The sequence below is a fragment of the Prosthecobacter sp. genome (assembly GCF_044232965.1).
Taxonomy (GTDB): Bacteria; Verrucomicrobiota; Verrucomicrobiia; order Verrucomicrobiales; family Verrucomicrobiaceae; genus Prosthecobacter.
On sequence record NZ_JBIIKX010000003.1, the window covers coordinates 130251 to 154842 of the forward strand.

Annotated in this window: 25 protein-coding genes; 17 read left to right on the plus strand and 8 right to left on the minus strand. The window is 60.0% G+C overall.

The genetic code is table 11. The annotated features are described in order from the left end of the window. The first annotated feature begins 82 nt into the window (after nucleotides 1–82). The 3 genes from ACILSI_RS02370 (at nucleotide 83) to ACILSI_RS02380 (ending at nucleotide 3590) form a co-directional block, all read left to right on the plus strand. Nucleotides 83–1057 carry a phytoene/squalene synthase family protein gene (locus ACILSI_RS02370; protein ID WP_395720230.1) on the plus strand — a complete coding sequence of 325 codons (975 nt, stop codon included), beginning with the start codon at nucleotides 83–85 and terminating at the stop codon, nucleotides 1055–1057. Between the two features lie 98 nt (nucleotides 1058–1155). Further along, nucleotides 1156–1890: an FkbM family methyltransferase gene (locus tag ACILSI_RS02375; RefSeq protein WP_395720231.1), complete on the plus strand. Its 735-nt coding sequence runs from the start codon at nucleotides 1156–1158 to the stop codon at nucleotides 1888–1890. Between the two features lie 5 nt (nucleotides 1891–1895). Next, nucleotides 1896–3590, plus strand: coding sequence for a cation:proton antiporter (locus ACILSI_RS02380; RefSeq protein WP_395720232.1), 1695 nt, complete (start codon nucleotides 1896–1898; stop codon nucleotides 3588–3590). 4 nt (nucleotides 3591–3594) lie between these two features. Here the strand turns inward: ACILSI_RS02380 and purD are convergent, their stop codons facing one another. Beyond that, the gene (gene purD, locus ACILSI_RS02385) at nucleotides 3595–4845 is read right to left on the minus strand and encodes a phosphoribosylamine--glycine ligase (protein WP_395720233.1); all 1251 of its coding nucleotides are present in this window, start codon (nucleotides 4843–4845) and stop codon (nucleotides 3595–3597) included. A 128-nt stretch (nucleotides 4846–4973) separates the two neighbouring features. On the opposite strand from purD, the gene ACILSI_RS02390 reads away from it, so the two are divergent. The 9 genes from ACILSI_RS02390 to ACILSI_RS02430 all read left to right on the plus strand — a co-directional run bounded on the left by ACILSI_RS02390 (nucleotide 4974) and on the right by ACILSI_RS02430 (nucleotide 12837). After that, nucleotides 4974–6101 carry a DegT/DnrJ/EryC1/StrS family aminotransferase gene (locus ACILSI_RS02390; RefSeq protein WP_395720234.1) on the plus strand — a complete coding sequence of 376 codons (1128 nt, stop codon included), beginning with the start codon at nucleotides 4974–4976 and terminating at the stop codon, nucleotides 6099–6101. Beyond that, nucleotides 6095–6868 (plus strand): class I SAM-dependent methyltransferase, encoded by a 774-nt coding sequence (locus ACILSI_RS02395; protein ID WP_395720235.1) that lies wholly within the window; start codon nucleotides 6095–6097, stop codon nucleotides 6866–6868. The genes ACILSI_RS02390 and ACILSI_RS02395 overlap by 7 nt, the downstream gene beginning before the upstream one ends. Nucleotides 6869–6897: 29 nt before the next feature. Next, the gene (locus ACILSI_RS02400) at nucleotides 6898–7818 is read left to right on the plus strand and encodes a glycosyltransferase (protein ID WP_395720236.1); all 921 of its coding nucleotides are present in this window, start codon (nucleotides 6898–6900) and stop codon (nucleotides 7816–7818) included. Next, nucleotides 7815–8267, plus strand: coding sequence for a sugar 3,4-ketoisomerase (locus tag ACILSI_RS02405; protein ID WP_395720237.1), 453 nt, complete (start codon nucleotides 7815–7817; stop codon nucleotides 8265–8267). The genes ACILSI_RS02400 and ACILSI_RS02405 overlap by 4 nt, the downstream gene beginning before the upstream one ends. After that, nucleotides 8264–9352, plus strand: coding sequence for a sensor histidine kinase (locus tag ACILSI_RS02410; protein WP_395720238.1), 1089 nt, complete (start codon nucleotides 8264–8266; stop codon nucleotides 9350–9352). Before ACILSI_RS02405 ends, ACILSI_RS02410 begins: the two co-directional genes overlap by 4 nt. An 8-nt stretch (nucleotides 9353–9360) precedes the next feature. After that, nucleotides 9361–9693: a response regulator transcription factor gene (locus tag ACILSI_RS02415; protein ID WP_395720239.1), complete on the plus strand. Its 333-nt coding sequence runs from the start codon at nucleotides 9361–9363 to the stop codon at nucleotides 9691–9693. 27 nt (nucleotides 9694–9720) lie between these two features. Beyond that, nucleotides 9721–10038 (plus strand): response regulator transcription factor, encoded by a 318-nt coding sequence (locus ACILSI_RS02420; RefSeq protein WP_395720240.1) that lies wholly within the window; start codon nucleotides 9721–9723, stop codon nucleotides 10036–10038. A 106-nt stretch (nucleotides 10039–10144) separates the two neighbouring features. Next, on the plus strand, nucleotides 10145–12121 hold the full coding sequence (locus tag ACILSI_RS02425) for a tetratricopeptide repeat protein (RefSeq protein WP_395720241.1): 1977 nt from the start codon (nucleotides 10145–10147) through the stop codon (nucleotides 12119–12121). A 395-nt stretch (nucleotides 12122–12516) separates the two neighbouring features. Continuing rightward, on the plus strand, nucleotides 12517–12837 hold the full coding sequence (locus ACILSI_RS02430) for a hypothetical protein (protein WP_395720242.1): 321 nt from the start codon (nucleotides 12517–12519) through the stop codon (nucleotides 12835–12837). A 93-nt stretch (nucleotides 12838–12930) separates the two neighbouring features. On the opposite strand, the gene ACILSI_RS02435 is transcribed toward ACILSI_RS02430, so the two are convergent. From ACILSI_RS02435 to purL, 4 genes are all read right to left on the minus strand, one after another. Continuing rightward, nucleotides 12931–14226, minus strand: coding sequence for a hypothetical protein (locus ACILSI_RS02435; protein ID WP_395720243.1), 1296 nt, complete (start codon nucleotides 14224–14226; stop codon nucleotides 12931–12933). A gap of 209 nt (nucleotides 14227–14435) precedes the next feature. Beyond that, nucleotides 14436–14981, minus strand: coding sequence for a hypothetical protein (locus ACILSI_RS02440; protein WP_395720244.1), 546 nt, complete (start codon nucleotides 14979–14981; stop codon nucleotides 14436–14438). Nucleotides 14982–15001: 20 nt separating this feature from the next. Then, nucleotides 15002–15592 (minus strand): CC0125/CC1285 family lipoprotein, encoded by a 591-nt coding sequence (locus tag ACILSI_RS02445; RefSeq protein ID WP_395720297.1) that lies wholly within the window; start codon nucleotides 15590–15592, stop codon nucleotides 15002–15004. Nucleotides 15593–15642: 50 nt separating this feature from the next. After that, nucleotides 15643–18033, minus strand: a complete 2391-nt coding sequence (gene purL, locus ACILSI_RS02450; protein WP_395720245.1) for a phosphoribosylformylglycinamidine synthase subunit PurL — start codon at nucleotides 18031–18033, stop codon at nucleotides 15643–15645. Nucleotides 18034–18180: 147 nt separating this feature from the next. On the opposite strand from purL, the gene ACILSI_RS02455 reads away from it, so the two are divergent. The 3 genes from ACILSI_RS02455 to ACILSI_RS02465 are packed head-to-tail and all read left to right on the plus strand — an operon-like array spanning nucleotide 18181 to nucleotide 20616. Next, nucleotides 18181–19389 (plus strand): Tm-1-like ATP-binding domain-containing protein, encoded by a 1209-nt coding sequence (locus tag ACILSI_RS02455; RefSeq protein WP_395720246.1) that lies wholly within the window; start codon nucleotides 18181–18183, stop codon nucleotides 19387–19389. Nucleotides 19390–19411: 22 nt separating this feature from the next. Further along, the gene (locus ACILSI_RS02460; RefSeq protein ID WP_395720247.1) at nucleotides 19412–20005 is read left to right on the plus strand and encodes a hypothetical protein; all 594 of its coding nucleotides are present in this window, start codon (nucleotides 19412–19414) and stop codon (nucleotides 20003–20005) included. A 59-nt stretch (nucleotides 20006–20064) separates the two neighbouring features. After that, on the plus strand, nucleotides 20065–20616 hold the full coding sequence (locus ACILSI_RS02465; protein WP_395720248.1) for an NUDIX hydrolase: 552 nt from the start codon (nucleotides 20065–20067) through the stop codon (nucleotides 20614–20616). A gap of 32 nt (nucleotides 20617–20648) precedes the next feature. Here ACILSI_RS02465 and ACILSI_RS02470 read toward each other — a convergent pair whose 3' ends face one another. The 3 genes from ACILSI_RS02470 to ACILSI_RS02480 form a co-directional block, all read right to left on the minus strand. Next, complete coding sequence (locus ACILSI_RS02470; protein WP_395720249.1) at nucleotides 20649–21746, minus strand: Gfo/Idh/MocA family protein; 1098 nt, start codon at nucleotides 21744–21746, stop codon at nucleotides 20649–20651. 73 nt (nucleotides 21747–21819) lie between these two features. Continuing rightward, nucleotides 21820–22092, minus strand: coding sequence for a hypothetical protein (locus tag ACILSI_RS02475; protein WP_395720250.1), 273 nt, complete (start codon nucleotides 22090–22092; stop codon nucleotides 21820–21822). A gap of 28 nt (nucleotides 22093–22120) precedes the next feature. After that, nucleotides 22121–22978, minus strand: coding sequence for an alpha/beta hydrolase (locus ACILSI_RS02480; RefSeq protein WP_395720251.1), 858 nt, complete (start codon nucleotides 22976–22978; stop codon nucleotides 22121–22123). A gap of 116 nt (nucleotides 22979–23094) precedes the next feature. Between ACILSI_RS02480 and ACILSI_RS02485 the strand changes: the two genes are divergently transcribed. Next, the gene (locus ACILSI_RS02485; RefSeq protein WP_395720252.1) at nucleotides 23095–23622 is read left to right on the plus strand and encodes a hypothetical protein; all 528 of its coding nucleotides are present in this window, start codon (nucleotides 23095–23097) and stop codon (nucleotides 23620–23622) included. Between the two features lie 19 nt (nucleotides 23623–23641). Next, nucleotides 23642–24577: a LysM peptidoglycan-binding domain-containing protein gene (locus tag ACILSI_RS02490; protein WP_395720253.1), complete on the plus strand. Its 936-nt coding sequence runs from the start codon at nucleotides 23642–23644 to the stop codon at nucleotides 24575–24577. The last annotated feature ends 15 nt before the right edge of the window (nucleotides 24578–24592 follow it).

Consider the following 24592-nt stretch of genomic DNA (forward strand, 5'->3'; position numbering starts at 1 on the left):
AGTGGGTCAGTTCAGAGCAGTCTGCAAACGAAAGCACGCTCGCTTGACCGTCCCACAGTCCCACTGTCCTACTGACCTACAGATGTCTGACGAATCCCACCACGAACGCGAACTCGGCGGCCAGTTGCTGGCGGCGGTGTCGCGCTCGTTCTACCTCACGCTCAAAGCGCTGCCCAAGGAGTTGCGCGAGCCGATTTCCCTCGCCTACCTGCTTGCCCGCACCGCCGATACCATCGCCGACACCGCCAGCGTCAGCGCCGAAGTGCGGCTGGACTGCCTGGAACGTTACCGCGCTCTCGTGCGGGGCGATTCCGTCGTCGAATCGCTCGCCAGCACATTGCGCGAGCAGTTTTGCCCCAAGCAGAAGGATGACGCCGAGCGCCGCCTCATGGAAAAATTCGCGGATGGCATTGGCTGGCTGCGCACGATGCAGCCAGCGCCCCTGGCGGCCATCCAAAGTGTGCTGGAGCACATCATCGACGGCCAGAAGCTCGACATCCGCCGCTTCCCGTCCGACGGCCAGCTTCGCTCACTCGCTAGCGCTGAAGAACTCGATCAATACACCTGGCTCGTCGCCGGTTGTGTCGGCGAATTCTGGACCCAGCTCTGTGCCACCGAGCTGCCTTCATCGCTCGATCCCGCCGTCACCACCGCGCAGATGCAGTCATGGGGTGCGCGCATGGGCAAAGGCCTCCAGCTCATCAACATCCTGCGCGACATCGGCGAAGACACCCGCGATGGCCGTTGCTACCTGCCCTGCCAGCCCGACGAGATTCAAACCGAGTGGCGCAAGTGGCTGAAAATCTGCACGGAGCACCTCGAATGCGGCCTGCGCTATGTTCAACACGTCGCTCACGGCAAACTGCGCTACGCCACCGCCTTGCCGCTGCTGCTCGGCATTCAAACCGTCGCCAAAATGCGCTCTGCCTCTTGGGACAAAGTTCAGCAAGGCATCAAAATCTCGCGTCTCGATGTCGCGAGCATCCTCGCCCAAGCCGCCATCGCGTGCAGAAGTCCTGAGGCCATGGAGAAGCTGTATCGCAAGCTGGCGGCTTAAAATCGTCCACGGGCGGGGTTTGAGTTTGAGCCGCCAGAGATTGCATGCATGGATGGCCGCGCCTCATCCCCACTTTTAACGCCCATCATCCTCGCACTGTGACCTTCATCCAACTCCTCAACAAGCTGCTGCGCCCCACAGGCGTGCAGATCTGCAAAAAGAGCAAGTACCGCGCGGTCTTCGGTCTGGACTGGATTGATGACGCTGCGGACATCCTGAAAGCACGCGGCATCACACCGCGCATCATCATGGACGTCGGCGCGAACCGAGGCCAGACGAGCAAGCGTCTGGCGCGGGGCTTCCCGCAGGCCGAGGTTCACTGCTATGAGCCGACACCCGCGAGCTGCGAGGTGCTGCAGAGGAACCTGGAAAAATTCCCGCATGCCAAGGCGCACGCGCTGGCCTTTGGCCCGGAGAAAAAAATGGCACGGTTCTTTCTGCGCGCCCACCACGAGACCAACTCCTTCCTTCAATTGGAGGAGCCGGAGGCCGGCTCTTCGCCCGATTCATTCATCGACGTGGAAATGCAGTGCCTGGATGATTATGTGCCACGCCAGGGCTGGAGCGATGTGCATGTGCTCAAGATCAACGCCGAGGGCTACGACCTGGCGATTCTCAAAGGCGGCAGCAAGCTGCTCAAAGAGGGCAAAATTCATCTGATCTTCACCGAAATGAACTTCAAACAGCTCTACCAGGGCCAGGGCGGCTTCACCGAGTTGCATGATTTCCTCGGCCAGCTCGGCTACACGCTCGTGGGCTGCTATGAGACGGCCTCCACGGCTTCGGGCGAGAGCCTGTGGTCCAACGGCCTCTATGTGAAGGCAGCCGGCTGAAACTCATGCAACTTTCGCCTGTGCTAGCCGCATCAGACGCGATCCCGCCGCTGTTCGCGCTGCTGGCGCTGATGCTGGCGGGCGTGGTGCTGGTGTCGCTGCTGCTGCTGCGCTTGCGGCAGTCGATGCTGGCGGGCTATTTCATCTGCGGCATTTTGATTGCCAATTCGGGCGTGCTGGGCCTGCTGGGCGGCGGTGAATCGCATGAGCAAGTCTCGCAGATGGCGGAGTTCGGCGTGGTGCTGCTGATGTTCACGCTGGGGCTGGAGTTTTCACTCGGGGAGCTGCGTTTCCTGCGCCGACTGGCCTTTGTGGGCGGCGGCTGGCAGATGGGGCTGTGCATGCTGCTCGCCGGAGTCGCCTCGACACTGATGCACCTGCCGTGGCAGGCGGCGGTCATCCTGTCCGTGGCGCTGGCGATGAGTTCCACGGCCGTGAGTTTGAAGAGTTTTCAAGATCTCGGCCTCGAAGCCAGTCCAGGCGCACGCATGGCGCTGGCCGTGGCGATTTTCCAGGACCTGTTCATCATCGTGTTTTTCCTGTTCATGCCCTTGCTGCTGCCGCAGCCGGGCGAGGACACCGCGCTGCTGCCACGCCTTGGCTCGCTGGCCTTGCGGGGCGGAGCGTTTGTCGTTCTGTCCGGGGTGGCGGCACGCTGGGGCATCCCCTGGGTGCTGAATGCGGTGACACGAACACGCAGCCGCGAGCTGTTCACACTCTCGGTCATCGGCAGTTGCGTCGGCCTGGCCTTCGTCGGCGGCTTGCTCGGCCTGGGGCTGGCGCTCGGCGCGTTTGTGGCAGGACTGGCGGTGAGCGAGTCCATCTTCAAACATCGCATCCTCGCGGACGTTATGCCGTTGAAGGATTTGTTTCTCACACTGTTCTTTGTCTCGGTGGGCCTCATGATCGACCTGAAGGCCGCCATGCAGCTCTGGCTGCCGATTTGCGGCCTGACTGCGGTGCTAATGCTCCTCAAGGCCGGTGTGATCACGCTCATCGCGCGCCGCCTCGGGCTGGTGCATCGCCAGTCGTTGATGGCGGGCATCGGTTTGTGCAGCGCGGGGGAGTTTTCGCTGGTGCTGCTCCAGCAGGCCGGTGCCGCACAGCTATGGAGCGTCGAAACGCAGCAGACGCTGCTCGTGGCCAGCGCCTTTTCGATGGGCCTGCTCCCTGCTCTGCTCAAACTCGGTCAGCCGCTCGGAGACTGGCTGGTCAAGCGCGGCTGGGGCCGTGGAAAGCCGGTCAAATTTGACGGTGGCAGCCTGCGACAGCGCGTGGCGGGCATGTCAGGCCATGCCATCATCTGCGGGCATGGCCCTGTGGGTGAAAAACTCAACAAGGCGCTGCTCGACGCCGGTGTGCAGACGCTCGTGGTCGAGTTGAATGCCGAAACCGTGCACAGTCTCCAGCGGCAGGGGCAGCCGGTGCTCTTCGCCGACGCCTCCCATGAGGAAACGTGGGAACTGACACGCCTGAAGCATGCCAGGCTCGTGGCACTCACCTTTCCAGACGCCACGGTCAACGCCCAGGCGCTGGCCGTCGTGCGCGAGCAGCGTCCGGATGTTCCGGTGCTGGCCCGAGCGCGTTTCAGCTCGGATGTGGACCGTCTGAAGCGCCTTGGCGCGACCCAGGTCGTGAATGATGAAACGGAAGCGGCAAACTCCATCGTGGAGCAGGCACGGACGCTGCAAGGCGAGTGATTGGTTACTCGAAGTGCATCCTGCCGATGTCTGAACGGCGCTGCATGCCGTCGAACGTCACTTTCGCGCTTTCGGCATACGCCTTGTCGCGCGCTTCGACCCGCGTGGATCCCTGCGCCACGATGGCGAGAACGCGGCCACCGTTGGTCTCAAACTGACCGCTCGCATTGCGCTTCGTTCCGCAGTGATACACACGCGCACCGCTGACGGACTCCAGGCCGCTGATCACATCGCCGTTGCGCGATGAGGCGGGATAACCGGCGCTGGCAGAGATCAGGCAAATGCTCCAACCGGGGGCGAACTGGATCAGATCGGGCTGCAAGTTTCCCTTCGCGGCCTCCAACGCATAGGTCGCGAAATCACCGCGCAGCATGGGCAGCACGGCCTCGGCCTCGGGATCGCCAAAGCGGCAGTTGTACTCGATGACCTGCGGTCCGGTGGGCGTGAGCATGAGGCCAAAATAGAGGAAGCCTCGATACTTGAGGCCGTCTTTGAGAATGCCCTGCACGGTGGGCTGCACGATCTCGCGCTCGATGCGCTGCATCAACGCCGGTTCCGCAAGCTCCAGCGAGGCCACGGCGCCCATGCCGCCGGTGTTGGGACCCTGGTCGTTGTCGCGAATGCGTTTGTAGTCGCGGGCGGGCATGAGGATTTGATAGGACTCGTCGCAAACCGACGCGAACACGGAAATTTCCGGACCGGTGAGGCATTTTTCGACCAGCAGGTCGCCGGGGCCGAAGCAGCGCTTTTCCATGACGTCGTCGATGAAGAGTTCCGCCTCCTCCTGGCTCGTGCAAACGGCCACGCCTTTGCCGGCAGCCAGTCCGTCGAATTTCAGCACGATGGGCGTCTCAGTGAGGGCGGCCTTGGCCTCGGCGGCGTTGGTGCAGATGGTGAAACCGGCCGTGGGGATGCCGTGACGCTGCAAAAACTTCTTCGCGAAGGTTTTGGAGGCTTCCAACTGCGCGATCTCCTTCAGCGGCCCCCAGCACGGGATGCCCGCCTCGGCGCATAGATTGGCCAGGCCGCGATCCTTGACCAACCAGGCCTCCTCGCCCGCCACACAGAGGTCGATGCCGTTTTTCTGCATCCAGGCGATGAGTTCAGGCAACCCTGGCACGTCCACACGCGTCGCAAGTGAGGCGATGGCATCACTGCCGGGATAGGCAAAGAGTTCGTGCTTCTGGGGCGATTCGCTGAGAGCCGTGATGAGGGCGTGCTCGCGGCCGCCTTTGCCTGTGACGAGAATTTTCATGGGGGCGGATGCTTAGCAGACACCGCCACCGGCGCAAGCACCCGCAGAGAACGGCAGACCTGTGGCGGGCCGCGCCACATGTGGCGTTATTTGCGACAGGACTGGTGGCCGGGGAAAATGGCGGTGTTTTGACCCACCACCCTGCCAGCCCTCTTTTTCCCGCCTTCCCTCACGCGGATCAGCTTCATCATCAGGCGCGGTTGCACGAGGCGATGCAGCGGGTGTTCGACAGCGGCAGGCTAATCCTGGGAGCCGAGGTTTCGGCGTTTGAGAGCGAGTTTGCCACCTTTCTCGGCGTGAAACACGTCGTGGGCGTGGGCAGCGGCACGGACGCGATTGAGGTGATGCTGCGGGCGCTAGGCATCGGGCCTGGAAGCCGCGTGGTGGTGCCGGCGTTCGCGCCTTCAGCGGTGGCGTCCGGTGTGATGCGCAGCGGGGCGGAAGTGGTGTTTGCGGACATCGATAAAGACACGTTCACACTTTGTCCAGACTCGCTGGACAACCTGCTGCGCTCACCTGTAGGGCGTGGTGTGAAAGCGGCGCTGGTGGTGCATCTCTACGGGCATCCGGCGGACTGGCTGAACCTGCAACGCGTGGCCAACGAGCATGGCATCACGCTGCTGGAGGACTGCGCCCAGGCGCATGGCGCGAAGTGGCACGGGCGCATGACCGGCACGCTGGGAAAAATGGCGGCGTTCAGCTTCTACCCCACGAAAAACCTGGCCGCCTGCGGAGATGCGGGCGCGGTGGCGACGGATGACCGCGAACTGGCAGAGCGACTGCGCCTGATCCGCCAGTATGGATGGCGTGAGCGGCAGGTGAGCGCGATTCACGGCGTCAACAGCCGGCTCGATGAGCTGCAGGCGGCATTGCTACGGGCGAAACTGCCCTGGCTGCGAGAAAGTGTGAACCAGCGGCGCAGACTGGCCGCCCTTTACGACGCACGTCTGGGCTCCAACCGCCGGCTGACCACGCCGCCCGTGCGTGGTGGCTGCGAGCATGCGTTTCATCAATACGTCGTGCGTTGTGAGCGACGGGACACGCTGCTGCGACATCTGGAAAACGCGGGCATCCCGGTGGCAGTACATTATCCCGTGCCACTGCACCAGCAGCCTGCCTTCGGGGCCAACTCCACGTTTCCGACGGCTGAAGCAGCCGCTGAAACCGTCCTGTCCCTGCCCCTGCACCCGCACCTCAGCGAAGAAGCCGTGAACGCCGTGTGCGAGGTGATCGAAACCCTGCCGCCCTCATGTTAGCCGCCGAGTACAACATTCTGCGCCACGTCGAGGACCGCCACTGGTGGCATGCGGTGCTGCGCCGTCAGGTGATGAGCGCGCTGACATGTGCCTCCCTGCCCCCGAGGGCACATCTGCTGGACGCAGGCTGCGGCACTGGCGGTATGCTGGCGTTTCTACGCGAAAAGCACCCCCACTTTGATTTGGAGGGTGTGGATGCCTCGGAACTGGCCGTGCGTCATTGCCTGGCACGCGGCTTGAGCCAGGTGCGGCAAGCCTCGGTGCATGATCTACCCTATGCCAGCGACACCTTTGATGTCGTACTGAGTCTGGATGTGCTGTATCACACGAACGTCGAGGAGACGCGGGCGCTGACTGAAATGCGCCGGGTGCTGCGGCCGGGCGGTCTGCTAGTGCTCAATCTACCGGCCTTTGAATGCCTGCGCGGAGCCCATGATGTGGCGGTTTGTGGCACTAGACGCTACAAGGCATGTCATGTGCGCCAAATGCTCCACCGTCATAGCCTCAATGACGTGATGACACACTACTGGAACGCCTGGCTTTTTCTGCCGCTGCTGGCATGGCGCCGCATGAGCCGCCGCCTGCCGGAGACTGAGTTGTCAGCCGCCACTTCAGACCTGATTCTTTCGCCGGTCTGGCTCAACCACGTTCTGACCGTGGTCGGAAATCTTGATGCGTGGCTGTGCCGCCTGCTGCGGATTCCTTGGGGCTCCTCGGTGTTTGCGATGGCCCGAAAACCCATTCAGGCGGAAGGAGCTGTCCTGTGAGCGATGACGCTGCCATTGACGTGAGTTTTGTGGTGCCGCTGCACAACACTGGCGAGGCTTTGTACCTGCTGCTGGACGCCTTCCGCACCCTGAAACTGACGGAGACATGGGAACTGGTGCTGGTGGACGATGGCAGTATGGACGGGACGTTCGCAGCGGCGAAGCGCGTGCTGTCCGACTTTCCCGTGCCGGTGATTTTGGTGGAGCTGGCGCGAAATTTTGGCGAGCACGCGGCAGTGCTGGAGGCCTACCGCCGCTCACGCGGCCGGTTCGTGGTGAACCTGGACGATGATCTGCAAAATCCGGTGGCCGAGGCGCTCAAACTGCTGGCCCATCTGCGCGAATCGGAGGCGGAGGTGGTGTACTCGTATTATGCGGAAAAAAAACACTCCTGGCCGCGCAACCTGTGCAGCCGTCTGGCCAACCTGTGCGCCACCTTTCTGCTGGGCAAGCCGCGCGACCTTTACCTTTCCAGCTTCCGGGCGCTGCGGCGCGAGCTGATCGAGCGCATCACCGCCCATCGCGGCCCCTACCCTTACATTGACGGGCTGATCCTCGGCGCGACGAACCGCATCTCCCGGCTGGAGGTGGCGCACGCGGAGCGGACGCACGGCAGGAGCGGTTACACGCCGCGCAAGCTGGCACGTCTGGCCATGAGCCTGCTGTTTGATTTCAGCGTCATGCCGCTGCGGCTGGCGAGCGTGCTGGGCCTGGTCCTGTGCGCCCTCGGGGCGGTGATTCTGGCCGAGGTGCTGGTGGAGACATTTTGGGTGGGCCAGCGGCAAATCGGCTGGGGCTCCCTGATGGGAGCGCTGGCCGTGTTCAGCGGGGCTCAACTGCTGATGCTTGGCATCATCGGCGAGTATGTGGGGCGCGCGTTTTTAACTGTCTCTGGAAAGCCGCAGTCCTTGGTGCGCACGGTCATTCAGCATGAAGGGAGGCCGGCATGATCCGTGAGACTCACTGCGAGACCTGCTCCGTGCGCGGCGTGCGACTGTACGAGATGCGTCATGTGGTGGATCACATCCGCGGCCATCTGACGGCGGGAGAATTCGCAGACGACCTGCCGTTCACACCGCAGCGCTACTTTCTGACCTACGCGATCCCAAACGAGCAGACACGCGGTGAGCACGCGCACCACCGGTGCGCCCAGTTTCTCATCTGCGTGCATGGCGAGTGCCATCTGCGCGTCGATGACGGTGAAAACCGCGAGGAGTTCTGCCTGAACCGCCCGACCTTCGGTGTGCTGGTGCCGCCGATGGTGTGGGCCACGGAGCATCTGCATTCCGCCGACTCCGTGCTGCTGGTGCTGGCCTCGCGCCCGTATGAGCCGGAGGATTACATCCGGGATTACCGTGAGTTTTTGACTATGGTGGGCGCAGGAGGAGCCAGAAAATGACGATTGAAACCCCAGATGTGCTGACCCGGACAGACACCGAGCCCAGGCAGCGGAGCGCCTTGAACCTGGTGACCCAGGTCATGCGCAACCAGCCGTGGTGGCTGGCCCTGATACCGCCAACCCTGCTGACCCTGCTCATGGGCTGGCTGGACGACGTGACCGGCTGGGAGGTCAGCCTGTTCATCTTTTATGCAGTGCCGATCGTCATGGCCGTCTGGTGGATCGGCATCAAATCCGGACTTTTCATCACCGCCCTGGCCGGCGTGGCCTGGTGGTTTGCCAATCTGGACACTCACCCCTACATCACGATGCTGGGTTACTTGTGGGCGCTGGTGAACCGTGAGTTCTACTTTGGCGTCGTGGTGTTCGCCGTGATGGCGGTGCGCAACAAGCAGGAGGCGGATGACGCGCGCATCCGCATGCTGGAGGAGCAACGTCAGTTGGAGGAGGACATCGTCAGCGTCAGCGAGCGCGAACAGCAGCGCATCGGGCGAGACCTGCATGACGGCCTGTGCCAGCATCTGGCCGCCATCGGCTGTGCGGCCCGTGTGCTGGCGGATGATTTAAGAGCGCAAGGCCAGCCGGCGGAGCAGGACGCCGTCATGATCGAGGAGTCCATCCAGCAGGCGGTGCTGGAGGCGCGCAATCTGGCGCACGGCATTTTCCCTGTGCATGTGGACCGCAACGGCCTCTCCACGGCACTTTCCGACCTAGCACGGATGACCAGTCGTCTGACGGGTGTGAACATCCGCTTCGAGGAGTCATCGGAGGTCCATCTGGACAATCCCGAGTCGTCCATGCATCTCTACCGCATCGCCCAGGAGGCGGTGGCCAACGCGGTGCGGCATGGCCAGGCCAGGGAGATCGTCATCACGCTGAATCTCACGCCAGAAAACCTGGAACTGCGAATCGATGATGATGGCGTCGGCATGCTTGAAGCCAAAAAGAAAAACGGCGGGGGCATGGGTCTGCGAACCATGCGTTACCGCGCCCAGATTCTGAGTGCCCATCTGAAAATCCAACCCCGTGCGGGAGGCGGCACTTCGGTGACCTGCCTTCTTCCTGTGCCCCCACCATCCCCATGAACACCGCCATGAATAAGAATGCCCTCAAACCCGGCAGCGCCTGCAAAATCCTCCTCGTTGAGGATCATCCCATGTTCCGCGAGCACCTGGGACAGTTGATCAACCGCGAACTCGGCATGTCCGTCTGCGGAGAGGCCGACAACATCCGCGACGCCATGCGGCTGATCCATGAAACACACCCGGACATCGCCATCGTGGACATCACCTTGCGCGGCTCCAGCGGCCTGGAGCTCATCAAGGACATCAAGGCCCAGGGGCTGGAGGTGAGCGTGCTCGTTCTCTCCATGCATGACGAGGAGCTCTATGCCGAGCGTGCGCTGCGCGCCGGGGCCAAGGGCTAAATCACCAAAAACGAGGCCTCAGCCGAGGTGGCAAAAGCCATCCGCTGCGTCATGAACGGCGATGTTTATGCCAGCAAGCAGATGACCGCCAGGCTGCTGGAACGCATGACGCAAAAGCGCTCCTCGCCCGAAATCACAGGCATGGAAACACTGGCGGACCGCGAGCTGGAAGTCTTCCAAATGCTCGGACGCGGCAAAAGCACGCGCGAGATCGCCCAGGCCCTCGCCCTCGGTGAATCAACGGTGGAGACCTACCGCGCCCGCATCAAGGAGAAGCTCCAACTGCGCAGTGCGGCGGAGTTGTACCTCCGTGCCGGGCAGTGGGTGCGGGATCATGGTGCCTGATGCCGCTGCTCTGAAGGCATGGGTGTGGCGCTCGTCATGACAGGGCTTGTCATTTGCCCAAAGCACGGCGTTTCAGACACAATGGCAAAATAATCAACGCCATATCATGTCAAAACGCCACCGCAAGACCTCCAAGCCTCAGTCTGTCGCACAAACCATGGCCGTCATGACCGCTCCGTCTGAAGCCGACAAGGAGCCTGACCTGCCGGCCGCGCCAGCCACCTGGAAAACATCAGGCTGGACACATGCCGCCATCGTCGCCGTGCTGCTTTCGCTCTGCACGGGCATGTACGCCTGGACCAAGGACTTCCCCCTGGTTTTTGACGATTACACCTATCTGATCGACAACCCCATCTTCCAGGATCCCAACAAGTTCAGCTATCTCTCAAACTTCGAGGAGTTCGCCAATCGCCCGGCGCGCATGGGATCTGATCCCGACTACGCCGTCAATTTCATCCTGCGTCCCGTCGCCTACGCCAGCTTTGCTCTGAACCACGCGCTCGACGGCTTCAATCCGCGCTGGTACCGTGTCTTCAACATCATCATTCATGCGCTGAACAGCGTCCTGGTTTACGCACTGCTGCACACACTGCTCAGCCGCTTTGCATCCACCCTCAGGAGCGGATCAGCGGTGTTCATCTCCGCCTCCGCCGCGCTGCTTTTTGCCGCGCATCCTCTGGCCATCGAGTCTGTGACCTACGTCATCCAGCGCTTCACCTCGCTGGCGGCCTTCTTCTCCTTGCTCTGCCTCTGGCTGTGGTTTGTTTCCCTGTCGGCAGGTTCTCGCGCCGCCGTGTGGGCGCTTCGCGGCGGAGCCGTCCTGGCCTTGCTCCTCGCCATGCAGACCAAAGAATGCAGTTTCGCCGTGCCCTTCATGGCGGTGCTCATTGACTGGCTGGTGCTGCGCTCACGCCTTCGTTCCGCGCTGTTCCGATCGCTGCCGCTGCTGCTCTGCGCACCGCTCATCCCCGTGTTGGTCATTCTCACCGCAACCGCCCAGAACGGCGGCTCTTTTGACTGGGGCGCCTCGGTCAACATCGTCAACTCACGCGACTCCGCGATCAATCACTGGCACTACATCCTCACCCAGTTCACCGTGCTCGCCCACTATCTGCGGCTCATGTTCTGGCCGTTTGGCCTGAACCTCGACCCGCAGTGGCCGAAGTACGAATCCCTCTGGCAGGGACCGGTCTTGATGTCGCTGGGAGTGCTGCTGGGACTGGTGGCGGCGTCCGGTTGGTTGTACCGGCGTTTTCGTGGCGATGTGCGTCTCGCCATGGGCTTTGTGTTCACGCTCTGGTACTTTGTCACCATCGCCGCATCCTCCGGCCTCGTGCCACTGCCGGACATGATGGCCGAACATCGCTCCTACCTGCCTTCCGTCGGCATTTTTGTGTTGGTGTGTTGCCTGCTGGACTGCCTGCGCGGCGTGCTGCCCGCGCGGGCGGTCTGGCTGCGCCATGCCGTGCCGGTCGCCCTTGTCCTCATCGCCACCACGCTGCTCGCCTGGCGGACCGTCGATCGCAACACCCTCTGGAGCACCGCCGAGATCCTGTGGAAGGACACCGTGGCCAAAAGCCCCGGTAAATTCCGCACTTGGGGGAACTTGGGGGCCGCCTACTCCAACAACGGCAAGGACGACAAGGCCGTGGAATGCTACCGCGCCGCGCTCAAAATCGAGCCCCGCTTCCAAAACGGCATCCTCAACCTCTCCAACTCACTCCTGCGCCTCAACCGGCCCAAGGAGTCCCTGGACACCACCCTGCAGTTGATTCAAATGGACAACACCGCCGCCACCAAGCCGACCGTAGCCTTCACCCTCGGCCTGGGATTCGCAGGCGTGGGCCGGTATGATGAAGCCGTCGGCGTGTTCCGGGAAATCCTCAAAGCCATGCCCAACGACCCTCAGACCCACAAGGCGCTCGGCCTCGTGTATTATCAGAGCGGCCTGCCTCACCGCGCCCTCGACCACTACCAGAAAGCCGCCAGGGTTCAGCCCTCCGACCAGCACCTGACGACGCTCATCCAGGCGGCCGAGGCAGCCATGGCCCAAAAGCGCGGCGCAAGAATGATGAGCTATTGAGGCACCCAAATCATGCCTCCGCGCCACTTGGTTCTCAGGGAAGGAATGGGAGAGCTGGGCAAGGTGATCGGCCCGCAGGACACGCGGACCGCCGTCATCTCGCACCAACACGAATGGACACTTATGACGAACCCCACGGATGTGTTCAGTCGCGTGGAAGGACTCCGCGTTGAGGACGGGTCGGTTGGATGCCGTCAGATGCGAGCAAGCCGCCGAGATGAAAGGGAGATGCCACGGTCTCGGCGGTCTGCATGGCTCTGGAGGTGCCAGAGATTCAGCCACAGCATCCGAGGAGTGGGGATTGTCAATTTGATGACCTGACGTCGTCCTCAAGACGCTGTTTTCAGCAGTTACATCTTGCCAAATTGAATCAAAAACGACTAAAATTGCACACCATGAACCGCTCCAGTTTTACCATACTACTCTCTCTAGTTTTGTTGTTTGGAATTTCGACAGAGATTATTGCCGCGCCAAAAACTACCGTAAAAGGCTACTTGGCAGCCACGTCACTTGAACTTTTTGAGAAGGCAGCATTGTACAGGGCGCAAGATGATGAAGAGGCTTTGAAAAAGCTTTTGGCAACCGGCCTCGTCTTTATCCTCAAGGCTGGGCTTAAAGTGGAAGTGGTCGAGGTGAAGTCTTCGCTCGGGCTTGTAAAAATCAGACCGCGTGGCGAAACGATTGAGGTGTGGACAAACATTGAGGCGATTGAGTGATCTCCCATTTGCATGTGAATGGCAAAGTGTGCGACTGCTGAAAACGCGATAGAGGGACAGACACTTTTCCCGTGCCGAAGGTGGAAGAGCAAGTCACTCTTGAGTTAAAGGTGGGTCTCCGAAAATGCTAGCGGTCACCCGCCCCGTGGACTCGGGAAGGCTATTTTTTTCGCCTGGTGAATGTTTGGGCAGATCCCCACGTTGCAAAGCCAAATGGGCTTGTGGCACAGGCATTCCAACCTCCTTGGACGCTTGCTCAATCAAGCTCATTAATAGACGCTGACTCACGGGTCGGACACCTTTCACTGAAATATCTGTCGTGTACTTACCTTTGCCGACCCCGATTGTGTGCCGAATGTGCAGGGCATCTGGATCAGCATCGTCGGCCATTTGAAACTCCCAGTCACCTCCTTGGTAGATCTCGACGCGATCTGGAATCGCACGAAAAAACGCATCGATGTATTGCAGGTTCAAATGAGGACAAAACCGAGCTGGGTAGATTCGCTGAAGCAGCAATTCCCGAATTTGTGCTTTGTCGAACTCCCAAACTGGATTTTTATGCCCATGGATCCACCTGCCGAAGCGCATCCAGTCTTCGCCATGTGAACTCCATCCCATGCCAGACCAGACGCATCCCCATGGATTTAGATGATGGTCTCCTTTGCCAAAGCAGTACTCAACCTTGCGGAATGCACGTTTGCGAGTTGTTGCACAACCTGCGAAACGGAAAAACTCATTCCAGTCTATTTCATTTCCGTCGAGGAGTAGAACCTTGGCCTTTAGTAGAACAATCTCATTTGCCAGGGGAATCACATCAATCAGACGCGGTTGCGGAACTGACACAGAGAACCAGTTGCGGTTATCACGCCTAAAAGTGCGCAACTCGCCAATTTTCTTGGCCTTGGAAATTGCGCCGTGAAACGACCCAGCTTTTGTTTCGGCAAATTCGATGGTTATTGTCTTGAATGGGGCTGATGGACCAGCGGTGAGGGGTTCGGCTGTGGTCGTAATGGCCTGAGTGGATTCCTCAATGGTCTGCCTTTTCCCGAGGACCAGTCGCAACGCATCATCCAGCGCAGCAAAATCAATTTCAAGGAACCTCCGAAGCTCTAGCAGCCTGAGCATGCAATCCTCACTGGCGGCACCAGAATCAAATATCAAAGACGCGGCAACGATTAAACATGTTTTGGACTCTGCTACACTGCATAGCTTTGAGAACCCAGATTGTGCAACACTGGCCGTTTCGAGTTGTTCGGCTTTAGCGGCGCTTATTCCGAGAGTTTCGGCAGCTTTGAGCAGGGGAGGTTTGGGGGTATCAGACGCCCCCTTATTCCCTTTGAACACCAGCACTGCGTTAACAAAAATCGCTTCGAGTCCGTCAAATTGCATAATTTAGGGGGGCGAAGATGGAATAAGCTGATTGCTGTGGGTGTAGTGGGAAACTGCGTAATTTGGAGGGGCGCATATAAACTCAATTCTGCTGATCAAAACACCCAGCTCGTGAGCTACAACAAGGTGACCGAGTTCATGAATGATTATATGCTCTGGAATTTCATTCTGAAGGATGCCTAGCGGACACATGAAGACGTGGCGACCTTCTAATTAACTCTGATGTTGTGGCCAGCAGATTGAATCATGGAATTGATCGCATCATTGCTTCTTGAGTCATCCGCTATGATTTTCTCACCGCGAAAGAAAGCCAAGTGATAGGTCGGTCCGGTATAGGCACCAAAGGCATTTTTAGCTCTGATTCGATAGGCCACCTCCCAGCCTAGCACGAAAGGAATGCGCCTAGCGTCTTCAGGAAGAGACAAAGGATCTATCAGAACATCTTCTTCGCGCCACGCTCCGCGACTTACAGTTAGAACGTCGATGTGGGCACTGTAGGGATCGAGAAGACGGTTCTCCTGTATCCGTCGAATGCCTTGTAACGGCGAGGATGGTTTTGTGCCACAATCAAAAGCCTCTAATTCCACCTGTGACGGCTTTTTAGGTGCCCGCGCAAGGATTTCCGCGGTTGTCGGCCTTGTGGCTTGCGGAGCAACACACCCAGCCGAAAATAGTGTTAGAAGGCTGATAATGATGCCTTGTCGAAAAAGACGCAGGGACAGTTTTATCCTTCGGATGTTAAGTTGATGTGTCATACTTTAGGATAATAGCGGGGTTACTCGACGAGATACAGCGTTCCACCTGCGCTTTGAACTTTTGAGCTACTTGCCTCTCTACCGACTGTTTGTTGGCGCACGTTTGTTTTCTTATGTTCAATAGGTCCTTGCTTGGACTTAACCCCATACTTCTGCGTCAAAGACGAATACAGAAATGAGGCATCAAAGACCATTCCAGAGTCAGGACGGCGGCTTAAACATTGAATCAGCAACTCTTGGCCAGGCTTATAAATGTCGATGTTCATACCGGGAAAATATGTGGTCTGGGTAGAGTAGATCGCCGACCTTCCAACCATGCTCAACGATCCTGATGTGTAACTATGCCCCGGCATATAAGCGGTTTGATTCACGCTGGTATCAGACTCCCCTCCGACTATGAAATAGGAGTATCCGTGATTGAGCGTCAATTCAGCAGCTCGTAGCAGCACAAGATCTTGAGCTCGCTGGTTACTGGAGAAGCCGTTGCCAGAAAAGCTCACGCGAAAAATATCTGGGGCCAGCTGTGTCTCAGAATGACCGCCAGTAAAACCAGTTTTGTGGTAGCCAGTTGCGCAGGAGGCAAGAGTGAATCCTGCCGCCATGCTCAGAATAAACCGAAATAAAGGAAAAAGCTGGGGGTATCAGTTCATGCGGGTGATTTTCAATAATACTTCGTTAGCCCATCCTTCCACAGCGGCTTGAGCTGATCGATGGGTGAATCGATCAAGGTGGTGCCGTTGTGGGAGATGTAGAGATACGGATCGCGGGTGGCTTCGCCGATGATGGTGAGGCCGGCTTTTTCGGCGGCGGCGACGTGTTCGGGGGCGATTTCGACGAGGAGGCGGCCGGGCGTTTCGCCGAAGAGGAGTTCGGCGGTGGTGAGGCCGCTGGCGGCGACGGGCATCTTGTCGGTGGCGATGCGGAGGCCGGCTTTGCCGCTGAAGGCCATTTCGGCGAGGGCGACGGCGAGACCGCCTTCACCGATGTCGTGGGCGCTGAGGACGGCGCCTTGCTTCACGAGGTCGAAGTAGCGGCGGTAGGCGGCCATGCTTTCGGCTTCGTCGAAGGACGGGCCGGCGTCGAGGCCGATGCCACGGGTGTATTTGGCGACGATGCTGCCACGCAGTCCGGCGCTGACTTTGCCCAAGACGGCGATCTTGCTGCCGACGCGGCGCAGGGAGGCTCCGACGACGTGGCTGGCGTCCTCGACGATGCCGAAGCCGCTGAGCAGGAGGGTGACGGGGATGGAGACGGGGCCTTCGTCGGTGACGAAGTAGTTGTAGAAGCTGTCCTTGCCGCTGACGAAGGGCGCACCATACGCGATGGCGCTCTTGGCCATGCCCTTGGTGCATTCGACGAGGGCGCCGAGTTCGCGCTCGTTGTCGGGATTGCCCATGCAGAAGTTGTCGAGGATGGCGATGCGGTCGGGATTCGATCCCATGGCGACGAGCTGACGCACGCACTCATCGACGACGGCGCGGCCCATGAGATGCGGGTCGGTCTTGCCCCACTCCGGCAGCAAGGCGCAGGCGAGGGAGACGAGCTGCGAGCTGCCATCGACGCGGATGACGCTGCCATCCTGCGGGCAATCGCCAGCGGCACCGGCGAGCGGTTTGAGGACGGTGTTGCCCTGCACTTCGTGGTCGTATTCGCGGATGATTGGCTCGCGGGAGACGATGGAGAAATCGGAGAGCAAGGTCTTGAGCGTGGCGGTCCAGGATTCCGGACGCACGGGCACGGCGGGCTGCACATCGGCCGGCGTGCGCCATTTCGCCCGCATCTCGCGGCGCGGGGCCTCGTGCAGCGCGGTGACGTGCAAATCGCAGACGGTGGTGCCGTGATGCATGACTTTGAGACGCTGCGAGCCATCGGCCTTCGCGAGGACGAAGATCTCGGTCTGATAAATGTCGGCGAGCTTCTGCAGCTCGGGCAGATCTTTCTCGTCGATGGCGATGACCATGCGCTCCTGCGATTCGCTGATGAAGACCTGCCAGCTTTCGAGATCGGGCGCTTTCAGCGGCGCATTCTCCAACCACACCTCGCCGCCGGTATCGCGGAGCATTTCGCCTGCGGCGGAGCTGAAACCGCCCGCACCGCAATCGGTGACGAATTGAATGAGGTCCTTCTCACGGGCTGCGAGCACCCAATCGGCGACTTTTTTCTCCTCGATGGGATTGCCGATCTGCACGGCGGTCTGGTCTTCCTCATGCGAGTCGGTGGTGAGCTCGGCGGAGCTGAACGTCGCGCCTTTGAGGCCATCTTTGCCGGTGCGACCACCCGCGGCGATGAGCAAATGGCCGGGCTTCACTTCCTTGGCGATGTCCTTGATCGGGATGATGCCGGCGGTGCCGCAGAAGACGAGCGGGTTGTAGATGAAGGTGTCATCGAACTGGATCGCACCATTGACGGTGGGGATGCCCATGCGGTTGCCGTAGTCACGCACGCCTCGCACCACGCCGCGCATGACGCCGAGCGGATGGATGACGTCCTTGGCCTTGATTTGATCCTGCTCGATGTCGGGCGGGCCAAAGCAGAACACATCGAGCGAGGCGACGGGCTTCGCGCCCTTGCCCGCGCCGAGGATGTCGCGTATCACGCCGCCGAGACCGGTGTTGGCACCGGCGTAGGGCTCGATGGCGCTGGGGTGGTTGTGCGTCTCCACTTTGAGGCAGACGGCCTTGTCGTCGTCGAGCTTCACAAAGCCCGCGTTGTCCTCGAAGGCGCTGAGCACGAAGTCGGGCTTCGTTTTGCAAATCTCCTCGGTGACATTGCGGATGTAGGTCTTGAAGAGGCCGTCCACGACCTCCTGCTGGCCATTGAGCGTGTGATAAATCTTCGCGCCAAAGATGCGGTGCTTGCAGTGCTCGCTCCAGGTCTGCGCGATGACTTCCATCTCGACATCCGTCGGCTCGCGGCCCTCATCCTGGTAAATCTTCTGCACCGCGAGCATGTCCGCCTTGGAAAGCGAAAGCTTCATGCGCTTCGAGAGGTCGAGAAGCTGGTCAGCGGTGAGATCGCGGAGGGGGATGGAGCGGAAGACGGCTTTGGACATGGTGGTGGGGGCACTTTGTCTATGCAAAGCGGGGAGGGCCGGTCAACGCCGGAGGGGAAGGAAAATGGGCGGTGGAGGGTGGACGGCGGATAGGAGCTGGTGTGAAACGGTTGCTGTTCTTCCTGCGCCCGCTTTTATCCTGACACCATGGCAACCATCGCAGTTCTCGGCACGCTCGACACCAAAGGTCACGAACACGCCTACGTGGCGGAAATCATCCGCGCACGCGGGCATCAGACGCTGCTCATCGACACCGGCAGCGGTGAAGCGCCGCAGGTGAAGCCGGATGTGACGCGGGAACAGGTCGCGGCGGCGGGGAATGTCGATCTCGCGGGCATCATGGCCCGCAAAGACCGTGGCGAGGCGGTGACGGCGATGGCCGGTGCGGCGGCGGCGTTTTTGTCGGCCTTGGCCGAAAGCGGCAAGGTGCAGGGCGTGATCTCGCTCGGAGGCGGCGGCGGCACGGCGATTGGCACGGCGGCGATGCGGGCCCTGCCGGTCGGATTCCCGAAGGTCATGGTCTCCACGCTAGCAGCGGGCAATGTGGCTCCGTACGTCGGCACGAAGGACATCGTGATGTTTCCGAGCATCGTCGATGTCAGCGGCATGAACCGCATCTCCCGCGTGCTGCTGGCCCGTGCGGCAGGGGCGATCTGCGGCATGGTAGAAACGGCGGTGCCTGCGGCGGATGACAAGCCACTCATTGCCGCCTCGATGTTCGGCAACACGACGGAATGCGTGAACATGGCGAAAAAGATTCTCGAAGACGCCGGTTACGAAGTGCTCGTCTTCCACGCCACCGGCACGGGTGGCAAGATCATGGAGTCGCTGATCGAAAGCGGCATGTTCGCGGGCGTTCTCGATGTCACGACGACGGAATGGGCCGATGAACTCGTCGGCGGCATCCTCGGGGCTGGACCGACGCGACTCGATGCAGCAGGCAAGGCGGGCATTCCCGCCATCGTGACGCCCGGCTGCCTCGACATGGTCAACTTCGGCGAACGCGGCACCGTTCCGGCGAAGTTCGAGGGCCGCACCTTCTACATCCACAATCCGCAGGTCACGCTCATGCGCACCAACGCCGCCGAATGCGCCGAACTCGGCCGCATCCTCGCGGAGAAGGTGAATGCCTATAGCAGACCTGCGACCGTGCTGCTGCCTTTGAAGGCCATCAGCATCATCAGCGCTGTTGGAAAGCCGTTTCACGATGCTGCGGCAGACACGGCGTTGTTTGACGCGATCAAGAATCACCTGCGTCCCGGCATTCCGCTCATCGAGATGGATTGCGAGATCAACGCGCCGGAATTTGCGGCGGCGTGTGCGAAGGCGCTGCTTGAGAGCTTGTCAGCGCGATGATTGCCGCCACTTTGGCGGCCTCATGAACTACCCGATCACGTTTCGCTTCAAGCTCATCGCCCTCGCTCCGCAGATCTATGTGACGGACGCCACCGGCAAGACGATCTGTTATGTGAAGCAGAAGCTGTTTCGCTTTCGGGAGAAGGTGGAGGTGTTCACCGATGACACGATGCAGCAGCTCGTGGCGACGATTGAAGCCGACCGCATCATCGACTGGTCGGCACGTTACACCTTCAAATCGCCCACCGGCGAAGTGCTCGGTGCCATCGGCCGACGTGGCATGAAATCGCTTTGGAAGGCGCATTACGATGTCTTTGCGCAGCATGAGCATTCGCCGACTTTTTCCATTCAGGAGGAAAATCCGTGGGTCAAAATGCTGGATGGTCTGGTGAGCGGGATTCCGGTCGTGGGCATGTTTGCCGGATACATGCTGCATCCGAGCTACATCGCCAGCCGGGTGGTGGGAAACGCTCCCGTGCTGCGTCTAACCAAGCAGCCCGCCTTGTTCGAGGGCCGCTTTGGACTGACCCAGCAAGGACAGGCCGAAGAGGGCGAGCAACTGGCCCTGCTGCTGTCCTTCCTAATGATGAACCTGCTTGAACGGGCGCGCGGCTGAGGCCCGCCGTCAAACTGGGCAATAGCGCACCAGAACGCCTGCCTCACCGCCATTTTCCAATGCAGCCTCAGACCAATCACGAAACCTTGTGTTTCCCAAGCAGCATCGATCCCGCAAAGGAAGTTTACCGCGACCCTTACACAGTCATACGGCGGCAACTGGCGCACTTCGATGGGTTCACCAAAGAATACTATTGCATGGAGCGGGGCATACGTGCCGCGATTATTCCCATCAGAGGCGATCAGATTCTTCTCACACGGCAATATCGCTTCCTCGCCAATCGACTTTCCACAGAGATCCCCGGTGGTGCCGTTGAAAAAGGTGAGCGACCCATAGATGCCGCTGTGCGGGAATGTTTCGAGGAAACTGGCATCCGCTGCCTCAACCCGCAGCCAGTGATCAATTTTCAACCCGACCTGGACACCTATCAGAACCTAACCTTCATTTTTTGCGCCGATCATCTGGAAGACGCTGACACCACAGATAACGAACGCTTTCTGTGGATGCCTTTTGATGAGGCAGAGAGCCGAGTCTATGCCGAGGAAATCAACGATGCGCTGAGTGTGATCGGCATTCTTGCGCTGGCAAAAAGGTTCAGGCGGCCCGCTTGAGCCACCATCTGGCTTGGGTGGCTTCGTGCCGACTACACACTCACCACTTCGGAGCCTTTCCTGGCTGAAAGCAGGCAGGCGTCCAGCACGCGCTGGGTGAGCAGGCTGATCTGCGGCCAGCGAGGATCGGGCTGGCCGGAGAGCACGAGTTGGGAGAAAGTCTGGAACAAGCCTGACTCCTGAGAACCGGGCGCGTTGTTGCTCGGCTCATTGAGCACCACCGTCTCTGAGCCCTCATGCATGTCGGCACGACACCCTTCGAGGTTGAACGCAGAACGTGTGAGACTGAACTGAGTCTGAGTGCCGGAAAAAGGCAGAACGAAGTCAGAGACTTGAAGCAGCGCTTTGGCCCCACTGACGATGGCCCACTGCGCGTTTGCGGTGGTGAAGGAGCAATAGAATGACGCTGAAGCACCGTCCGCAAAGGTCAGTGTTCCAGAGAATTCGAGTGGAACCGCCGGGGAATCGGCCGTTTGCCGGGTTTCGGAATGAATTCGCCCTGTCACCTGCACGGGAGCGATTTCGTTCATCGCCCAGAGGGTGAAGCGCAAGCAGTACCAGCCCAGATCACCGAGGCAGCCGAGGGGTTCGAGCTTGCCATGCGCGCGGATGTTGCTGCGCTGAAATTCATCATCGCTCATGAAGCTGAACTGCGTGGCGATGTGGCGAACCGGGCCGACCTCGTTGTCAACGACACCACGCAGGTGCTGCAAACGCCGACCGTGCATGAACATGACTCCGTCCATGAACTGCACACGATGCTTGTCACACACGGCGATGATCTCCGCGACATCGTCGGCTGTGCAGCCGACCGGTTTTTCCACCAGCACATGCTTGCCCGCCTGCGCGGCCTTGATCACCCACTCCTTCCGCAAGCCTGTCGGCAGCGGAATGTAAACGGCGTCGATGTCTGGCCGCGCCAGCAGCGCCTCATAGCTGCCCATCGCCTCCGGCACGACCGCATGCGGTGCGCTGGCCTGACATTCATCAATGAATGTCTGCGCCCGCGCCACATCGCGGCTCGCCACAGCAACTAAGATAGCATTTCCAGCATCGCGAATCGCCTGCCAGTTTTTTCGAGCGATGAAAGCGGCACCCAGGATGCCCCAGCGACAGTGTTTGGTGGTCATGTGGGATGAAGCACCGCGCAGGCATAAACGTCAAGGCAAGGGTCGATTGCGAACTCAGCAAAAAGCCGCTCCATCAACGAAAAGCACCCGGTGCCCTGCGAATAAAGTCGGCAACAACAAACAAAGTCGGCAGAAGAAGCAAGACACAGAAACATTGCATCACCACTCCACCACGAAGAAGGGCTCGAAAAAAGCAAACATCAGCAACAGCCGTCAGGATCAACGCAGCAATAAGAACTTCCCGGTATGACTGGTTTGCCACTGTCACATTCTGAAGAAAGAGAGCGGGCACTAGAAACAATACCCCTGCTTTCACCCATAAACTGGCGGAAATAGGATTTTGCATATGCCAGGAAACAGGTCGGAGGTTTTTTTCACTTCCGCCACAGCCATTTCATCGCCTCGGGGAAGAGGCTCGCGCCGTGTTTGCTGTTATGCGCACCGTCGCCAAAGACGAAGGTGTGGTCGTATTTTTGGTATTCGAGCGCCCTGGCCATCTGCTGGTTCGCCAGCGGCCAGTTGCCGAAGGGATTGTCCAGATCGCTGCTGCCGTCTTGCAGGTAGATGCGCAATGGTTTGCGCTCCGTCAGGCGGATGATGGAGGGATACACATGCCCGCCCGCCAGATCGACGTAACTACCGATGGTGGAGAAGACTTTGCGAAATTTATCGGGGCGCTCCCAGGCCACGGTGAAAGCGCAGATCGCCCCGCTGCTGGTTCCAGCGATGGCCCAGCCTTCGGGATCTTCGGTCAGTTGGTAATCCTTCCGCACCTGCGGGATAATCTCTTCGAGCAGGAAGGTGGCATAGGTGCTTCCCAATGTGTTGTACTCCTTGCTACGGTTGTTGTTCTTCCACGCGCTCGGCGGCTTCGTGTCGCCGCTGTGGCCGGGATTGATGAAAATCGCGATCGTGGGTCGCATGTCACCGCTGGCAATGAGGTTATCGAACACCACCGGCACACGCCACGCGCCTTTCACTCCCACATAATCATGCCCGTCCTGGAAAACCATCAGGTTGGCCGGTTGCTCCGGTTTGTATTGCGTCGGCACATAGACCCACCAGTCGCGCTTGGTGCCCGCGTAGATCTTGGACTCATGCTCGGGCATCTGGATGACCTTTCCCTTCGGCACGTCCGGCTTTTCCTGAGAAAGCGGCCCCAGCTTGTAGTCATCCACCGCCAGGGCGGGCAGGCAGGCGGAAAGAAGGGCGAGGATCAGGCGGTTGGTCATGGCGCGCCATCTTGAGGATGAGCGGCGCGAGCGTCAAGAACGCTCAAGCAGCCACGCCCAAGAAATCACTGGCCCCCCGGCCCAACCGGCCTACTCTCGCCGACCCCAAATCATTCATGCCCACAGAGTTCGACATCCAATACGCCCTGGAGAACACCCAAGTTCTGCACGAGCCGGACCGCCGAATCGACACCTTTGGCAGCACGCAGTTTGAGTTCCAGATCGTCACCGAGCTGATGGACACCGTGGGCGCCGTGCGCGTCCGTGAGGGCCGCATCGAGGCGGAAAAGCCGCTCATCCTGAGGCCTGAGCTGCCCGGCAGCTTCGATTTTGAGGGATTCGGACCCGGTGCCTCGGCCTTCGGCGACTTCCTGCGCGAAAACCTCCACAAGCTGGCGATCCTCAAATACGGCTTCAAATTTCGTCAGGGTGAGATCACCGAGCAGATCGTCCATGAGTCGATGGACCATGTCTGCGGCAAGCTTCTCGATGACATCCGCGTCTCTGGCAACCCGATGCGAGCGGTGATCCAGGGCGTGGACGATTCCTGGGAGATCTGCCTGCTCAAATTCACCGTCGAGATGATCGAAAAGTCCCAGAACATCAACCTCTTTGACTTCAAGCGCCGCGGCCTCCTTGGCTGAGCGTGACACTTTTTCAGCGATGGCCAAGGCCCAGCTCAAAATCCTTGTCTTCCTCATCACCGTCGGCCTGGTGGCGGGCGCGTTGTCCGTTGGCTGGTGGTTTTACATGAACGTCCTGCTCAAGGAGAGCCAGGTGGAGAAGGACATCGCCGCCATGAAGGGCAAGGACCGCCCGCGCATCGATCCCGGCCTGCGCCGTTTCGAGGCCGCAGTCGATTTGATCCGTGAAGGCAAGATCGACGAAGGACGTGACGCGCTCTACAAGCTGCGTCTCCAGTTCCCTGACTCCGCCGCCTGCCCCGAGGCCATGCGCATCATCGGCGAGATCAATATGGACCAGCTCTACTCGCACAATCACAAGGCGGGCAAGAAAGATTACATCGTGCAGCCGGGCAACACGCTGATGGGCATCGCCACGAAAAACGACACCACGGTGGACTCCATCATCCGCATGAACGGCCTGATGAGCACCCTGCTCCAGCCCGGAGATCATCTCACGCTCATCCCGATGGACTTTCACCTCGGCGTCGATGTCTCCAGCAAACAGGTGATGCTGCTGCGCAAAGTCGGCGACAAGGAGTACCTCTTTAAAGTGTATGACGCGAAGGATGTCCGCCTGCCACCGGGCACCCGCCTGCCGGTGGAAATGGAGCTGGCTGGTAAAAACGCCACCCATGAAGGCAAAACCATCCTTTCCACCGATCCCAACTACGCTGCGGCGGAGAAATGGATCTCCGGCACCAAGGCCGGCGTCATCATTCGCACGCCGCCGGTCGCGAAAGCCACTCCCGTCGAAGAACCCAAGGCCGCCGTCGCCAAAGGCTCCTCCCCAGACGCCATGCCAGCCCCCGCGCCCTCCGCCGCCGCTGAAACCGGCATTTTTCTCAGCCGCGAAGACATCGAAGAACTCTTTGCGCTTGTCCGCAAAGGCTCAAAGTTGAGCCTTGTGAGGTGATCACCCTCAAACCCT

Coding starts and splice junctions, on each gene's coding strand:
- ACILSI_RS02370 (WP_395720230.1), top strand. CDS start 83: ATGTCTGACGAATCCCACCACGAACGCGAACTCGGCGGCCAGTTGCTG.
- ACILSI_RS02380 (WP_395720232.1), top strand. CDS start 1,896: ATGCAACTTTCGCCTGTGCTAGCCGCATCAGACGCGATCCCGCCGCTG.
- purD (WP_395720233.1), bottom strand. CDS start 4,845: ATGAAAATTCTCGTCACAGGCAAAGGCGGCCGCGAGCACGCCCTCATC.
- ACILSI_RS02395 (WP_395720235.1), top strand. CDS start 6,095: ATGTTAGCCGCCGAGTACAACATTCTGCGCCACGTCGAGGACCGCCAC.
- ACILSI_RS02405 (WP_395720237.1), top strand. CDS start 7,815: ATGATCCGTGAGACTCACTGCGAGACCTGCTCCGTGCGCGGCGTGCGA.
- ACILSI_RS02410 (WP_395720238.1), top strand. CDS start 8,264: ATGACGATTGAAACCCCAGATGTGCTGACCCGGACAGACACCGAGCCC.
- ACILSI_RS02415 (WP_395720239.1), top strand. CDS start 9,361: ATGAATAAGAATGCCCTCAAACCCGGCAGCGCCTGCAAAATCCTCCTC.
- ACILSI_RS02425 (WP_395720241.1), top strand. CDS start 10,145: ATGTCAAAACGCCACCGCAAGACCTCCAAGCCTCAGTCTGTCGCACAA.
- ACILSI_RS02430 (WP_395720242.1), top strand. CDS start 12,517: ATGAACCGCTCCAGTTTTACCATACTACTCTCTCTAGTTTTGTTGTTT.
- ACILSI_RS02435 (WP_395720243.1), bottom strand. CDS start 14,226: ATGCAATTTGACGGACTCGAAGCGATTTTTGTTAACGCAGTGCTGGTG.
- ACILSI_RS02440 (WP_395720244.1), bottom strand. CDS start 14,981: ATGACACATCAACTTAACATCCGAAGGATAAAACTGTCCCTGCGTCTT.
- purL (WP_395720245.1), bottom strand. CDS start 18,033: ATGTCCAAAGCCGTCTTCCGCTCCATCCCCCTCCGCGATCTCACCGCT.
- ACILSI_RS02455 (WP_395720246.1), top strand. CDS start 18,181: ATGGCAACCATCGCAGTTCTCGGCACGCTCGACACCAAAGGTCACGAA.
- ACILSI_RS02460 (WP_395720247.1), top strand. CDS start 19,412: ATGAACTACCCGATCACGTTTCGCTTCAAGCTCATCGCCCTCGCTCCG.
- ACILSI_RS02465 (WP_395720248.1), top strand. CDS start 20,065: ATGCAGCCTCAGACCAATCACGAAACCTTGTGTTTCCCAAGCAGCATC.
- ACILSI_RS02470 (WP_395720249.1), bottom strand. CDS start 21,746: ATGACCACCAAACACTGTCGCTGGGGCATCCTGGGTGCCGCTTTCATC.
- ACILSI_RS02475 (WP_395720250.1), bottom strand. CDS start 22,092: ATGCAAAATCCTATTTCCGCCAGTTTATGGGTGAAAGCAGGGGTATTG.
- ACILSI_RS02480 (WP_395720251.1), bottom strand. CDS start 22,978: ATGACCAACCGCCTGATCCTCGCCCTTCTTTCCGCCTGCCTGCCCGCC.
- ACILSI_RS02485 (WP_395720252.1), top strand. CDS start 23,095: ATGCCCACAGAGTTCGACATCCAATACGCCCTGGAGAACACCCAAGTT.
- ACILSI_RS02490 (WP_395720253.1), top strand. CDS start 23,642: ATGGCCAAGGCCCAGCTCAAAATCCTTGTCTTCCTCATCACCGTCGGC.